General features: G+C 54.7%; 12 protein-coding genes and 1 pseudogene. 5 read left to right on the top strand and 8 right to left on the bottom strand.

From position 1 onward, the window contains the following. Positions 1 to 6 precede the first annotated feature (6 nt). Together RGU75_RS19145 and RGU75_RS19140 are read right to left on the bottom strand one after the other, a co-directional pair. Positions 7 to 435 carry a YeeE/YedE family protein gene (locus RGU75_RS19145; RefSeq protein ID WP_322238655.1) on the bottom strand — a complete coding sequence of 143 codons (429 nt, stop codon included), beginning with the start codon at positions 433 to 435 and terminating at the stop codon, positions 7 to 9. Next, on the bottom strand, positions 428 to 766 hold the full coding sequence (locus RGU75_RS19140; RefSeq protein ID WP_322238653.1) for a metalloregulator ArsR/SmtB family transcription factor: 339 nt from the start codon (positions 764 to 766) through the stop codon (positions 428 to 430). The genes RGU75_RS19145 and RGU75_RS19140 overlap by 8 nt, the downstream gene beginning before the upstream one ends. A gap of 489 nt (positions 767 to 1,255) precedes the next feature. Here RGU75_RS19140 and RGU75_RS19135 point away from each other — a divergent pair, with 489 nt between their 5' ends. The 5 genes and pseudogenes from RGU75_RS19135 to RGU75_RS19115 all read left to right on the top strand — a co-directional run bounded on the left by RGU75_RS19135 (position 1,256) and on the right by RGU75_RS19115 (position 5,176). Next, entirely contained in the window at positions 1,256 to 1,945 is a 690-nt protein-coding gene (locus tag RGU75_RS19135; RefSeq protein ID WP_322238651.1) for a VIT family protein, read from the top strand. 431 nt (positions 1,946 to 2,376) lie between these two features. After that, a pseudogene (locus tag RGU75_RS19130) lies at positions 2,377 to 2,700 on the top strand (TIGR01244 family sulfur transferase); the annotation flags it as partial. A 45-nt stretch (positions 2,701 to 2,745) separates the two neighbouring features. After that, the gene (locus RGU75_RS19125; protein WP_322240668.1) at positions 2,746 to 3,975 is read left to right on the top strand and encodes an FAD/NAD(P)-binding oxidoreductase; all 1,230 of its coding nucleotides are present in this window, start codon (positions 2,746 to 2,748) and stop codon (positions 3,973 to 3,975) included. A 79-nt stretch (positions 3,976 to 4,054) separates the two neighbouring features. Beyond that, positions 4,055 to 4,399 (top strand): sulfite exporter TauE/SafE family protein, encoded by a 345-nt coding sequence (locus RGU75_RS19120; protein WP_322238649.1) that lies wholly within the window; start codon positions 4,055 to 4,057, stop codon positions 4,397 to 4,399. A gap of 81 nt (positions 4,400 to 4,480) precedes the next feature. Further along, entirely contained in the window at positions 4,481 to 5,176 is a 696-nt protein-coding gene (locus RGU75_RS19115) for an MBL fold metallo-hydrolase (RefSeq protein WP_322238647.1), read from the top strand. A 681-nt stretch (positions 5,177 to 5,857) separates the two neighbouring features. On the opposite strand, the gene RGU75_RS19110 is transcribed toward RGU75_RS19115, so the two are convergent. The 6 genes from RGU75_RS19110 to RGU75_RS19085 all read right to left on the bottom strand — a co-directional run bounded on the left by RGU75_RS19110 (position 5,858) and on the right by RGU75_RS19085 (position 13,740). Next, on the bottom strand, positions 5,858 to 7,045 hold the full coding sequence (locus RGU75_RS19110) for an acetyl-CoA C-acyltransferase (protein ID WP_322238646.1): 1,188 nt from the start codon (positions 7,043 to 7,045) through the stop codon (positions 5,858 to 5,860). A 63-nt stretch (positions 7,046 to 7,108) separates the two neighbouring features. Further along, a complete protein-coding gene (locus RGU75_RS19105) occupies positions 7,109 to 9,241 on the bottom strand; it encodes a 3-hydroxyacyl-CoA dehydrogenase NAD-binding domain-containing protein (protein ID WP_322238645.1) in 2,133 nt (710 codons plus the stop codon). 77 nt (positions 9,242 to 9,318) lie between these two features. Beyond that, positions 9,319 to 10,635 carry an MFS transporter gene (locus tag RGU75_RS19100; RefSeq protein ID WP_322238644.1) on the bottom strand — a complete coding sequence of 439 codons (1,317 nt, stop codon included), beginning with the start codon at positions 10,633 to 10,635 and terminating at the stop codon, positions 9,319 to 9,321. A gap of 88 nt (positions 10,636 to 10,723) precedes the next feature. Then, on the bottom strand, positions 10,724 to 11,227 hold the full coding sequence (locus tag RGU75_RS19095; RefSeq protein ID WP_322238643.1) for an acyl dehydratase: 504 nt from the start codon (positions 11,225 to 11,227) through the stop codon (positions 10,724 to 10,726). A gap of 54 nt (positions 11,228 to 11,281) precedes the next feature. After that, entirely contained in the window at positions 11,282 to 12,448 is a 1,167-nt protein-coding gene (locus tag RGU75_RS19090) for an acyl-CoA dehydrogenase family protein (RefSeq protein WP_322238642.1), read from the bottom strand. Further along, a complete protein-coding gene (locus RGU75_RS19085) occupies positions 12,445 to 13,740 on the bottom strand; it encodes a CoA transferase (RefSeq protein ID WP_322238641.1) in 1,296 nt (431 codons plus the stop codon). The genes RGU75_RS19090 and RGU75_RS19085 overlap by 4 nt, the downstream gene beginning before the upstream one ends. Positions 13,741 to 13,757 lie beyond the last annotated feature (17 nt).

Below are 13,757 nucleotides of genomic sequence, written 5' to 3'. Positions count from 1 at the left end.
CGCTCCTTAATTGATCAAATGGCGAAGGATGAACACGGTCATGCCACCGGCCAGCATGAACAGGACAGTGGCGACCATTGAACGTGGTGACAGGCGCGATAAACCGCACACGCCATGCCCGCTGGTACAACCGGCACCATAGCGTGTTCCGAGTCCGACCAGCAGTCCGGCTACGATCAGGGTGGCCGTATCGGCATCAATTTGAACGAAGGGAAGTGGGGCTATCCCTTGATACATCAGGGGCGCAACGATCAAGCCAGAGAGAAAGGCAACACGCCAGCCGACGTCGCCGGAGGTCGGGCGCAATAGCCCGCCTACGATGCCGCTGATACCGGCAATACGGCCGTTGAAGAATAAAAACAGCGTGGCGGCGAGCCCGATCAATAGTCCACCGGCCAGCGCGGACCATGGCGTGAAGTGGCCCCAGTCAATCATTACTCTCTCCTGCGTTGGCGGCGCAAAATTGTTCATATAAAACCTGCATCACGGCCATGGCGGGCTTGCTGGCAATACTGTAAAAAATCTGTTTGCCCTCGCGTCTGGTACTCACCAAGCTTTCTTCGCGCAACACGCTGAGTTGCTGTGACAACGTCGGTTGCAAGATAGCGGTTAAGGTTTCGAGTTCGCCCACGCTGTGCTCGCTCTGGCTTAACTGGCACAGCAACAGCAAGCGATCGGGATTTGCCAGCGCTTTCAACAAACCACTGGCTTGCAAGGCGGCCAGTCGCATCGCTTGGATATCGATGCTTTCTCCATTACTTTTCATCTGTATTTCCAATCTGTTTGTACACTATACTAAGATAAATTATACTATATATTTTAATATAATATCATTATATGATTTGATAAAAATTACCTCATATTCAACAATCAACATAGTTCAGTGGTAAGTTTTTATTTGGTGTGCTACAGCGATATTTTTTTCAACTATCCAGTCTATTTTCTTATTAGTCCACACCCATGCCAATTTTCCCGATCTGGATCATGGGCAACCACATTGACGATCCTATTTTGTTGAGGCGGGTACGATTCTGAAATGATCACCACCGAAAAAAACGACACGTGTTTGCCGCCAATAAAGAGCGGAAGATTGCGCTATCGCAACACTCGGTGTAACGGCAATCATTCCCAATATGATTCCCAGTATCTTGTGTTGGCATTCAATAGGCGCCCCTATAAAATAAGGCCCGCTGGCGCCCGGTATCCTCAATCTGCTCGCCACGTCCCTGATTAAAACATTAACGAGAAAAATATCATGCGGCATGACGAGCGACATAGTATTGAAAAAATAGGCTGGTTACGCGCTGCAGTTCTGGGGGCCAATGACGGCATTATTTCCACGGCAAGTCTAGTGCTGGGTGTCGCAGCAGCCCATGCCGCCCATGGCAGTATTTTGATTACCGGAGTGACCGGCCTGGCAGCCGGTGCGATGGCCATGGCGACAGGGGAATATGTATCCGTCCATTCACAAGCTGATTCCGAAAAAGCTGCTTTGGCAGAAGAAAGCGCAGAAATTGCTGCCGATTTCGATAGCGAGCATCGGGAGTTAACCGCGATATATGTAGGGCGCGGTCTCGATTTTCCCCTTGCGAAACAAGTAGCTGCGAAGTTGATGGCACACGATGCGCTGGGCGCCCATGCGCGTGATGAACTAGGTATATTTTCCGGCGCAATCGCCAGACCTTTGCAGGCCGCATGTGCTTCGGCATCCAGTTTTATCGTCGGAGCAATATTGCCGCTAACGGTCGCAGTCATTGTTCCTGAAGCGCATCTTATACCGGCGGTGGCAATTGCCGCGTTGATTTCACTTGCCTTTCTGGGCGGACTGGCCGCAAAAACGGGTGGGGCGAAAATTCTCCCCGGCGTGATCCGCGTCACGTTCTGGAGCGTGTTAGCTATGAGCGTGACATCATCGGTAGGAGCAATGTTCGGTGCGGCAATATAGCATTGACAGCGAGGTGGAGCCACTTCTGCTGGGAAGCAGCGGAAAGGCAAGGAACACCAAAAAACGCAAGGGTAATAAGCCAAACTTGAGAGCGCTGGCGAGATATCGCTGTCGCGTCAGTAACGGTTGAATGAGTGCCTATGTCGATGTGCGTGCAATGTGTCATCCACTACAATAAATATTCGGTGTAGCCAATAGCACTGATGTTCACGGCCTGGCCGCTGGCAACACCATACTTCTCTTTACGCTTATTTCTTGCACCCAGAATCTTCCCGTTGAACATCCCCCCGTAGATGCAATGTAAATATTGAGGCATGTTTCTTAGAAGTTCTATAAATAATACAATCAGGAGTGCTATGCAATCTATAGGTATGGAGCAGTTTAACGGTTGAGTTGATCATTGTGCCAAGCGTATTGGAGGGGGCAAAAGTATGGAGCCGATTGTAAAAGTGACGGAAGATTTTTCAATAACTGGCCAGATAACAGTTGCCGATCTGGCGGCCATTGGCGCTGCCGGTTATCGCAGTGTAATGTGCAATCGTCCAGATACTGAAGGAGACGCGGAGCAAACGGATTTTTCGGAAATCGCATCCGAGGCGCATACCATCGGATTACACGCCGCTTATTTGCCGGTAGTCCTTGACCAGATCAACGCGCAGGACGTGTATAGTTTCAGGCAACTACTCATCGACCTGCCACCTCCGGTTCTCGCTTATTGCCGCAGTGGGCGACGCGCCTCCACATTGTTTCAACTGGCCCAGGACGCCGCGTCGGCCACGCTTGCCGCAACTGACGAAAAAATTGTTGCTCAGCCAGTTAGCCACGAGGTACTCATCGTCGGTGGTGGCGCTGGTGGAATCGGCGTGGCGGCTAGCCTGCTGCGGCGCGAGCCGGGACTGCAGATCAGTATCATCGAGCCCAGCGAACAGCACTACTACCAGCCGGCCTGGAGCTTGGTCGGTGCCGGTGAATTCGATATCGCCGACACCGTCAGACCCACAACGAGCCTGATACCGGGGTCCGTCCGGTGGTTAAAACAGTGCGCCAGCAGCTTTGATCCGGAAAATCAACAACTGACCCTTTCAGACGGCTCCACCCACTGCTACCAATACTTGATCGTTGCACCAGGTTTAAAATTGTACTGGGCGGGTATAGCCGGTCTTGAAGCGACATTAGGAAGCAATGGCGTGACGTCGAATTATCGGTTTGACCTCGCACCGTACACTTGGTCGTTGGTGCAAACGCTGCGATCAGGCCGCGCCATTTTCACCCAGCCCGCGATGCCGATCAAATGTGCTGGTGCGCCGCAAAAAGCGTTGTATCTGTCGTGCTCCTATTGGGAGGCGCAAGGTGTGTTGTCCAATATCAGCGTCGAATTCGACAATGCTGGCGGCGCGTTGTTTGGTGTGGCGGCATTTGTGCCAGCCTTGATGCGTTATATCGAACGTTATAAGGCTAATTTGCAATTCAATTCAAATCTGGTGGCGGTTGACGGACCAGCCCGTAAGGCATGGTTTGATGTCAAAGACAGCAACGGCCAGACCAGCAGGGTAGAAAAAACGTTCGACTTTCTGCATGTAGTACCGCCTCAGGTTCCGCATGATGTCATCAAAGCCAGCCGCCTGGGGAATGTCGATGGCTGGGTAGAGGTCGACCAAAAAACGTTGCAGCATGTACGCTACCCAACCATCTTCGGTCTCGGCGACGCCTGTTCTACACCAAATGCCAAGACGGTCGCCGCTGTACGCAAGCAAATCGTCGTGGTAGCAGAAAATCTACTGGCGCTGCGTCAACAGCACGCTCTGATCACCGAATATGACGGCTACGGCGCTTGTCCATTAACCGTTGAAATCGGAAAAGTAGTATTAGCCGAATTTGGCTACGGTGGCAAATTGTTGCCGACGTTTCCAATCGATCCCACAGTCGCCCGGCGTTCTGCATGGGTGCTCAAGAAAAACCTGCTGCCTGCGATCTATTGGCAGTTAATGCTCAAAGGCCGCGAGTGGCTGGCGCGGTCGGGTAAGGTATGAGATCGAACATAACGGACAGGGCAGGGTTGCGATAACGATCCTCATCGGTAAACTGATCTGGACGCTACCGTGCGCCCGGGTGCTTTCGCTATCCGGGGTAATTGCTGGCTTGTTGTCAGGCCTGCTGGGTGTTGGAGGCGGCTTTGTGACGGTACCAGCGCTACAGCGATATACTAATCTGCATGCACAGTCAGTGCTGGCAACATCCTTGGCGGTAATTGCGCTTGTTTCCGTATCGGGTGTGATCAGTAGCGCTGTAGCCAACCATCTTGACTGGATAGTGGCATTGCCATTTTCGGCAGGCGCTATAAGCGGTATGTTAGGAGGGCGAATAGTTAATAGTGTCTGGCCGTCTCGCAGGACCCCAGTTACAAAAAAGTTTCGCGTTGATTTCGACACTTGTTGCAGTCGCTTTAATGACTAAAGCAGCCGTCGGAAATTAAGCACCAACCACCATACAGCTTTTTCTATATGCACTTCAGATGTCATTTCAGGAAGAACAATCATGAATCCACTTCAGTTATTCGATACCGAATCCTCTACATTCACTTATCTCCTATTTATTCCCGGTCAGACGACAGCGGTGATCATAGACCCGGTCGCACGGCATTGGGAGCGTGATTTGCAGCAATTAGACAGACTCGGCCTAACCCTTGCTTATGTACTAGAAACCCATGCCCATGCAGACCATGTCACTTCGGCAGGAAAACTATGTCAAATTACAGGAGCTAAGTCGGGCGCTCCAACCGGATGTGGTATCGGGCCTGCCGATTTGCAGCTCAATGATGGCGATCGGATTGTATTTGCTGATGCCGAAGAAATTTATGTCATTCATACGCCAGGACATACTGCCGGCAGTATGTCCTATCTTTGGCGCGATAACGTGTTTACGGGCGACACCCTGTTGATTGATGGTTGTGGTCGTACGGATTTCCAGAGTGGCAGTGCCGATGCACTTTATACTTCCGTGACAACGAAACTATTTACACTAGCAGAAGGCACGAAAGTATGGCCTGCCCATGATTACAAGGGTCGTTCAGCCTCGACCATCGGTTGGGAGAAGGTACATAACGCGCGGCTCGCAGGTAACAACCGAACCGACTTCATTACGCTTATGGAAAGCTTGCATTTGCCTAAGCCGAAGCTGCTGGATATCGCCGTCCCTGCCAATCAAAATTTAGGCTTGCCCCATAGTGCGTGAATGCCCCGTTTTCATTAGGCTGATACAAAACCGGCGAGTATTCATCAAGCGACTCAAGTAAGCCACGTTTCTGGATATCGCCGACAAACTGTCTTCGTGATGGTCTTGTGTGTCCGTACCGAATTGTCCGAAACGCAGCGCGAGCATCGGCAGCACGATCAAATTGAGTGGAGTGGAGGTCACCAGCCCTCGCAAACAGAAAATCGGGCCAATGCACGAAGTTCTAAATTATCGTGCGGATCAACAGAAAAGGGCCAAGATTATTTTTCTTCTTTGATTTTACATAATATACATTATGCGAAATCTAGGTCATTGCGAATGTGTTGCATTTGGATAGGTTTTGAATGCATTCGCTTAATGGTTAGTACTTAATGGCTGTAGGAAACTATTCATAGCACTTCTGAAAACATTGCTCTCAGCTTACTTTGCTGTCTCGATCAAATGACTGTAGCCAAAATAGCGCCAATGCGTACCGGATCGGCGTCGATAAGGTTCTTTGTTGCGGTCAGCGTTTCGTAGCCGAGAAGCGCGATGATATGGCGCAGGTCATCGCCTTGTTGATGTAACCGAACGGCGAAGGTCCGTCGAATTGTATGAAGCAGATCGCCCTAATCAACTAATGTTGCAGTACCACAGTCGTTACGTGTTCAACTTGGCTGATGGCGGATTGCGCATCAATATTCATGGCAGCACCTCGAACAGACCGGCGGCACCCATGCCACCGCCGACACACATCGTCACCACTACATACTTCGCGTTGCGCCGCCGCCCCTCTAGCAATGCATGCCCGACCATGCGCGCACCGGTCATACCGTAGGGATGACCGATCGATATAGCGCCTCCATTCACATTCATCCGAGCGGGATCGATTCCTAACCTGTCGCGACAGTAGAGAGCCTGGCATGCGAATGCCTCGTTCATCTCCCAGAGATCGATATCGTCGATCGTCAGTCCATGGTGTTTCAATAACTTCGGGACAGCGTAGACCGGACCGATGCCCATTTCCTCGGGCGCATTGCCCACCACTGCGATACCGCAATAGATACCGAGTGGTGTTAACGCGCGGCGTGCTGCCATTCCCGCTTCCATCAACACGCACGCACTGGCGCCATCCGATAGTTGGCTCGCATTACCAGCAGTTACCGTGCCGCCGTCGATCACCGCGGCTAGAGCAGCGAGAGATTCACGCGTCGTCTCCGGCCGGTTGCCCTCATCCCGGTCCAGAGTGACATCACGCTTGATCACGGTGCCAGTGGCCTTATCGGTCAGCGTCATGGTCGTCGCCAAAGGTACGATTTCAGCCGAAAAACGCCCTGCCAACTGCGCCGCTGCGGTCCGCCGCTGTGATTCATACGCCAGCGCATCCTGCGCCTCGCGACTGATCTTGTATCGGTTGGCAACGTTTTCGGCGGTTAGCAGCATAGGCATGTAAGCGTGTGGGACCCATATATCGACTGCGGGATCGCGGGTTTCCTTGATCCAGTCGAAGTAGCGCTGCTGAAGTGCTGAAATATTGTCCTGCCCTCCAGCCGCGACTATATCCATTTTATCGACAATGATTTGCTTGGCGGCAATCGCAATCGCCATCAACCCCGATGCGCATTGCCGGTCGATCGTTTGCGCTGCCACACTGACCGGCAGACCTGCCGCGAAAACTGCATTGCGCGCAACGTTCATCCCGGCGGTACCGGCACCAAGCACGGTTCCGGCAACGAAGTCCTCGATCTCCGCAGCCTCGACACCTGCCCGCTCGACCGCGTGGCGCAGTGCGTGTCCAAGCAAGGTCGGCGAGTGGACGGCGTTGAACGCGCCCTTGAAAGCGCGCCCGATCGGCGTGCGCGCTGTGGAAACAATAACCGCTTCTCTCATGTCTGACTCCGGAAAGGGCTGCGCTGATGAAGACGCTCCCGTGATGATGGTTGACCGACCAAATTAGCTGGCACGGCCTAGTGATGCCGCTGGCGTCCAATAGCCGAAACGGTTGCCGCGTCTGCGACCATAATCGTCAAGGCGGTCGGACACCAGTTGACGGCCGAGTGTATCAGCGTAATACATCGGGCCGCCACGCTCAGGTGGGAAGCCATAACCAGCAAGCCAAACGATGTCGATATCCCCCGGTCGGGTAGCTACGCCCTCCTCCATAATGTGCGCACCCTCGTTGATAAGCGGTAGCAAACAGCGCTCGACAATCTCTTCATCCGTTATGTCGTTGCGGCGAGCGATTCCGGCTAGTGTCCCAAGCTTGGAACAGATTTCATCAACAGCGGCGTCGTCGCGCGCCGTGCGTCCATCGTAGCGATAGAAGCCGCTACCGGACTTCTGGCCGAAACGGTCTAGCGCGGCCAATTCTCGACAGACAATGCGATAGGTCGGATCGGACGGTAGCTTGCCCTCCTTCCCGCGCTCTTCCACTACCTTGGCACAGACATCTACTCCTGCCAGATCCATCATGCGGCATGGTCCCATCGCCATGCCGAATTGCTCGAGGGCGGTATCGATACGACGCGGAGTCAATCCCTCTAAAAGCATCGCCTCGGTTTCGCGGAGATAGCCTTCGAGCATCCGGTTGCCAATGAAGCCGTAGCAAACGCCCGACACCACCGGTACCTTTCCGAGTCTGGTAGCTAATGCCATAACCGTTGCCAGCACATCGGGCAAGGTCTCTTTACCGCGCACTATCTCGAGTAACTTCATCACGTTCGCAGGACTAAAAAAATGCAAGCCGACTACATCTTGCGGACGGCCAGTGGCAGCCGCGAGCACGTCGACATCCAGCGTCGACGTATTGGTCGCAATGATCGCCCCGGGCTTTGCAATATGGCCCAGCCGTCGGCATACCGCCTGCTTGATCTCAAGATTCTCGTACACGGCTTCCAGCACCAGATCGCAAGTGGCCAGTGCCGCATCGTCAAGCGCTCCTGCCAAGCGCCCAACGCAGGCAAGGGCCGTCTTCACGTCGATCCGGCCAGCCTTCACACCGCGCTCGTATTCGGCCGAAATGGCAGCCAGCGCGGCATCGCGCGCGATGGTACTGACTTCAAGTAATACGACCGCAATACCTGCGTTCATAAAGGCAATGGCAATACCGCGTCCCATCGTGCCACCTCCCACGATACCAACTGACGCCAGAGGGCGGCGCTTTGTCATAGAACTCACACCGGCAATTTTTGTGGCGGCACGCTGCGCAAAGAAGGCGTGCTGCAATGCCGCTGCCTCGGGACTTGCATTGCAGGCCACAAACTGCATGCGCTCGAACCGCAGTGCCTCGTCGAACTGCTGCTCCACTGCTGCCTCAATAACATCGATTGCTGCAATACGCGCACGCGCCTGAGCGCGGTTGCGAGTCTTCTCAGCGCGTGCTTTGGCGAACAATCCAACCGGCATGTTGGCGACATCGACCGCACGGTCACGCGCCAACAGGCCGGCGTTAGCCTTGAGGGCAAGCTCTGTAGCATAAGCGATCGCCCGCCCTACCAAATCGTCGTTAGTCGAGATCACTGCATCGATCAGTCCTACGGCGAGTGCGTCCTGCGCCCAGAGCAACTTGCCGGTTAAGATCATCTCTAGCGCCAGCGGTAGGCCGACCAGGCGCGGCAAACGTTGCGTTCCCCCGGCTCCAGGAATTACACCCAGCGTGATTTCGGGAAACCCGATACGCGTATCGACGTGGGCGATGCGCGCATGGCAGCCCAGTGCTAATTCAAGTCCGCCACCCAACGTATGACCGAACAGTGCGGCCACCACAGGCTTACCGCATTGTTCGATTGCGGCAATCACCTCATTCGGATCGGGTTCGCTGGTCATTAGTACGCCACTGCGATCAGAAAACTCACCTATATCAGCCCCCGCGACGAACGTGCGCCCGGCGCAGGCAAGTACAACAGCCCTCACCTGTTGGTCGGCGCTGATCAACGCGAAGGTAGCGAGAAGCTCTCGTCGCACGGAACGTGAGAGCGCATTGACAGGCGGATGATCGATAGTCACCACGGCAACCTCGCCCTGCGTCGTAATGCTGACGTGTCCATTGGAGATCGAATTGGATAGGTTTTCTGTGTAAGGTGTCATGATGGTCGGAGTTCATAAAGAAGAGGCAAGCCGGGTGAAAGTTATTCGCGTATTGCGTCATCGGGTCATCTCGCGAGTCACTTGCCCGGATCAAGGCTGATGCCGCGCGTCTCCGGCATGATGATGTAAGTGATCAGGCTGATAAATGCCCAAAAGATCACATAAGTGATGAACCAACCTTCCTGATGACGTGATGCGAAATACGTCATCAGATAGGGCGTCGTACCGCCGATCAACGCAACCACCAGGTTATAGACCGTGCCGATGCTAGTGACCCGGATCTCAGCGCTGAAGACCTCGGCCATGACCGTCGGAGCGATCGCTGAATATAGTCCGTAGCTCAAGAGACCGAAGCACTCCACCAGAAAAACTGACGTAAAGCTTGCGCCAGTCGACATAACGACTGGGTACAGGAACAACACATTTAACAGTGCGAAGGCGATGAGCGGTGGCCGACGACCAATGCGGTCGGACAGCATGCCGAAGAACGGCTGTGAGATGAGGAACACCGCGATGCCAGCAGTTGCAGCACCGAATGCGACGCTCGGAACCGCACCCGCATGGCGGATCGCGTAAACAGGTATGTAGCTGACGAACAGATAAAAGCTGGGCGCCCCAAGCGCCGCGATGCCGATCACGCGCAGCACCTCTCGACGATGATTTCGCCAAATCCACAATAGAGAACGACGCTTGATTCCGCGCGCGCGCAAAGCGATAAATGTGTCAGTTTCACGTATGCCGTAGCGCAGCCAACCGCCGAAGATCGAGGCACATCCACCGATGAAGAAAGGTATGCGCCAAGCCCAAGCTTCAAGCGTCGGAGTACCAACGAAATACGTCATCGCCCAAGTTAATATAGAGGCTAGCAAAAGTCCCGAGGCGACACCGACGTACATGAAGCTGGCATAAAATCCGCGTTTCGCAGGCGGTGCCGATTCCGCCATATAAGCCGCCGACGCACCATATTCACCTCCCGCAGACAGACCTTGCAGCATCCTCAAGATGGTCAGCGCAATCGGTGCTGCGATTCCGATTTGATGAAAGGTCGGTAATATCGCAATCAGCAGCGACGAGCCTCCCATCAAGCCGATGGTCCATGCAAGGGCGGTACGACGTCCGTAACGATCGGCAAATGCGCCCGTCAACCAGCCGCCTATCGGGCGCATGCTGAAGCCAACCGCAAAAACTGCGAACGTCGACAATAGGGATGTCGTCTCGTTGTTGGTCGGAAAGAACTGCTTGGTGAAGAAGATCGCGAAGCCGGTGTAGACCAGCCAGTCGAACCACTCCAGAGCATTGCCGACGCAACCGGCGAACAGTAATCTCGCTGTGGGCTGTTCAGTGTCAGATGCTACTTCGAACCTCGGTAACGCATCTGTGTGCGCATTCAACATAGTGATTGTCTCCGTCTTATTTATCAAAACATGCGGTAAGCCCCGCATGGCCCTTCAGTTAATTACGCCAGGTCCATTCCATGTCCAGTCACGCATGGGCCGGCGCACTCGATACATGCCTACGTCGCACCAGTCGCAGCGGACGGTACACCATGAGCGGAGTACCATCCCCCGAAACGACGGTGTTCTCCGTGCGCACCAAGCCCCGATCCAGCTTCTTCGACTCGCGCCGCTCGATGACCTTGCAATGTACATAGATCGTGTCGCCGATCTGGATCGCGTGCTTTACATCAAGGTCGGTGTGTAGAAATGCGAGGCCGGTACGATCAAGCGATGGCGAGACCAGCCCTTCGGCCATCGTGAATACCAGGCCCGCGGGTACCGGACGCCCGCCAATCACATTGACACTTTGATCGTGACGATTGGTGAAAAGCTCTTCGGTAAACCAGGTGAGGTTAATAAAAGATACGAGGTCGGTTTCGGTGATCGTGCGTCCGGCCGTGTGCCAGCGCGTACCCGGCACAAACTCTTCCCACATCATGCCGATGCCGATCCGACCAAGATCGGTTCCTTCGGTATTGTTATCGCTCATCGTATCTTCCCTCAAAAGTTTGACTGCAGGCAATTACACGTTACGCATAGTGTCTTAGTAGGATCTCGGCAGTCCGAGCACCTTCTCAGCAATAAACGAGAAGATCATCTGCATGCTGACCGGCGCAATGCGCAGCAGCATCGCTTCCCGAAAGTAGCGCTCGACGTGGTATTCCTTCGCATAACCGAAACCGCCATGGGTCAAAACAGCCGCTTCACAAGCGCGAAAGCAGGCTTCCCCCGCCAAGTACTTCGCCGCGTTCGCTTCCGCGCCACACGGAAGACCCTGATCGTATTTCCAGGCCGAATGAAGCACCATTAACCACGCAGCCTCGAGGTCCATCCAACACTGTGCGAGCGGATGCTGGATACCTTGGTTCTTCCCGATCGGTCGACCGAATACCACCCGCTCGTTGGCGTAGCCAGCGGCACGTGTTAATGCGGCACGGCCCAGACCGACGGCAGCGGCGCCGACCAGTGTGCGTTCTGGATTCATACCATGAAGGATGTTACGGAAGCCCTGGCCTTCGACCCCGATCAGGTCGTCCGCAGGTACCGGCAGATCATCGATAAACAATTCGTTCGAGTCGACGCATTTGCGTCCCATCTTTTCGATTTCGCGCACGTCTACATAGCGCCGGTCAAGATCAGTGTAGAACAAGCTCAGGCCGTCAACTGGCTTTTTGCACTCCTCAATTGGTGTGGTGCGAGCCAGCAATAGCATTTTTTCGGTGACTTGAGCAGTCGAAATCCATACCTTGCGGCCGGTAACAAGATAACGATCTCCATCGCGGCGGGCGAAGGTCTTGAGGCGGGTTGTATCGAGGCCCGTGTTGGGTTCTGTTACCGCGAAACAAGCCTTCTCCTTGCCCATGATCAACGGCGGTAGAATTCTCTGCTTTTGCGCTTCCGTGCCAAACACCACAACCGGGTTCAGGCCGAAGATGTTCATGTGAATGGCAGACACGCCACTCATGCCAGCACCCGAACCGGATAGTGCTTCCACCATCAGGGCCGCCTCGGTAATCCCGAGTCCGGCTCCGCCATAGGCTTCGGGCATGCAGACGCCGAGATAGCCCGCCTGCGCAATCGCTTCATGGAAGTCGAGCGGAAAGCCACCGTTGCGGTCGCGCTCTAGCCAATATTCGGCTGGAAAATCACTACATACCTGACGCACTCCATCCTGGATAGCGCGTTGCTCATCGTTTAAAGAAAAATTCATGATGTCACTCCAGAAATCGTATAACCCGTCGCCGGACTGTTGGTTTTGACGACACCCTCGCCATCGGCTGTGTTTGGATAAAACTGAATGGCGCCGCCGCTGGCTAGCATCGCCTCGCGGGCGGAAGTACCAATCCCCGCCTGAGCCAAAATCTCGTTGGTATGCTCTCCTAATCGGGGCGGCATCGCGACAGGCGGCCGCTTGCCATTGAACCGCATCGGTGGCGCGACCAGTTTTACCTTGCCTAGTGCCGCGTCATCCACTGTTGGGAACATCCCGACCGCCATCAGATGCGGGTCGCGCTCAAGATCAGCCAGCCGATTTAGCGGTGCAGCTGGAATATCGAGTCGATCGCAAGCGGCAAGCCACACCGCGCTCGAACACATCGCTACACGCTCTCCGACCAGCCGGTAAAGTTCATCGATATGTCGCGTGCGTGCGCCGATTCCCATGAAACGCGGATCGTCAGCGTATTCAGGAACACCCGCCTCACTGAAAAAAAGGCGCCAATGACGATCAGTGTAGGGAACGATACAGACATAGCCATCGGTCGTCCGATATGGACGACGCCAGCGTGTCAGCAGACGCGGATAACCAGCTTCGCCTTCGGGTGGTACGAAGTGTGCACCGTAGAAATGCTCGATGAGTGTGAAGTGCACCATCGATTCGAGCATAGGCACTTCTACATAGACGCCGCTGCCTTCGCGCGCACGCCGGACGAGCCCCATCAAGACTGCCTGAGTAGCGAACATGCCGCAGATTTTGTCGGCAATCACGCTCGGCACATAGGACGGCTCTCCACCCTGGTCCGCCGATAGCCCCGCGAGACCGCACAAGCCCTGGATGATGTCATCGTATGCGGGACGTCCCGCGTACGGGCCGTCTTCACCAAAGCCATGTGCGGCAACAACGATGAGTCGGGGATTGCGCTCAAGCAGCGCCTCGGGACTAAAGCCGAGTGCCGCCATTTTTTGCGGGCGCATGCTGTGTAGCAGAACATCGGCATTGTCGATCAGCGCGAACAGCGCATCGCGTGCGGTCGATTGCTTAAGATCGAGAATAATACTCCGCTTGCCGCGATTGACACCTAGAAAGGCAGCCGCCATGTCCACCTCGGGGGACGGCCCGATTTGGCGCGTCGCATCACCACCGGGTGCCTCGATCTTGATCACGTCGGCGCCGTAGTCGCCCAGTTGCTGGCTAGCGAACGGCCCTAGCATAATAGTCGTCAGATCAAGTATACGGACGCCAGCCAGTGGCGCTGCATCGCCCATTTGTTTTGCCTCGGCCATTCCAGTTCCCTTTGTTT

Origin of the sequence: Glaciimonas sp. CA11.2 (assembly GCF_034314045.1) — a bacterium.
In the GTDB taxonomy this organism is placed as follows: domain Bacteria; phylum Pseudomonadota; class Gammaproteobacteria; order Burkholderiales; family Burkholderiaceae_D; genus Glaciimonas.
Note: the sequence above shows the minus strand (reverse complement) of the source record. Positions and strands in the feature narration are given on the sequence as shown.

Bases quoted from the DNA above. Each gene is read 5' to 3' on its own strand.
- RGU75_RS19145 (WP_322238655.1), bottom strand. From the start codon at position 435: ATGATTGACTGGGGCCACTTCACGCCATGGTCCGCGCTGGCCGGTGGA.
- RGU75_RS19140 (WP_322238653.1), bottom strand. From the start codon at position 766: ATGAAAAGTAATGGAGAAAGCATCGATATCCAAGCGATGCGACTGGCC.
- RGU75_RS19135 (WP_322238651.1), top strand. From the start codon at position 1,256: ATGCGGCATGACGAGCGACATAGTATTGAAAAAATAGGCTGGTTACGC.
- RGU75_RS19115 (WP_322238647.1), top strand. From the start codon at position 4,481: ATGAATCCACTTCAGTTATTCGATACCGAATCCTCTACATTCACTTAT.
- RGU75_RS19110 (WP_322238646.1), bottom strand. From the start codon at position 7,045: ATGAGAGAAGCGGTTATTGTTTCCACAGCGCGCACGCCGATCGGGCGC.
- RGU75_RS19105 (WP_322238645.1), bottom strand. From the start codon at position 9,241: ATGACACCTTACACAGAAAACCTATCCAATTCGATCTCCAATGGACAC.
- RGU75_RS19100 (WP_322238644.1), bottom strand. From the start codon at position 10,635: ATGTTGAATGCGCACACAGATGCGTTACCGAGGTTCGAAGTAGCATCT.
- RGU75_RS19095 (WP_322238643.1), bottom strand. From the start codon at position 11,227: ATGAGCGATAACAATACCGAAGGAACCGATCTTGGTCGGATCGGCATC.
- RGU75_RS19090 (WP_322238642.1), bottom strand. From the start codon at position 12,448: ATGAATTTTTCTTTAAACGATGAGCAACGCGCTATCCAGGATGGAGTG.
- RGU75_RS19085 (WP_322238641.1), bottom strand. From the start codon at position 13,740: ATGGCCGAGGCAAAACAAATGGGCGATGCAGCGCCACTGGCTGGCGTC.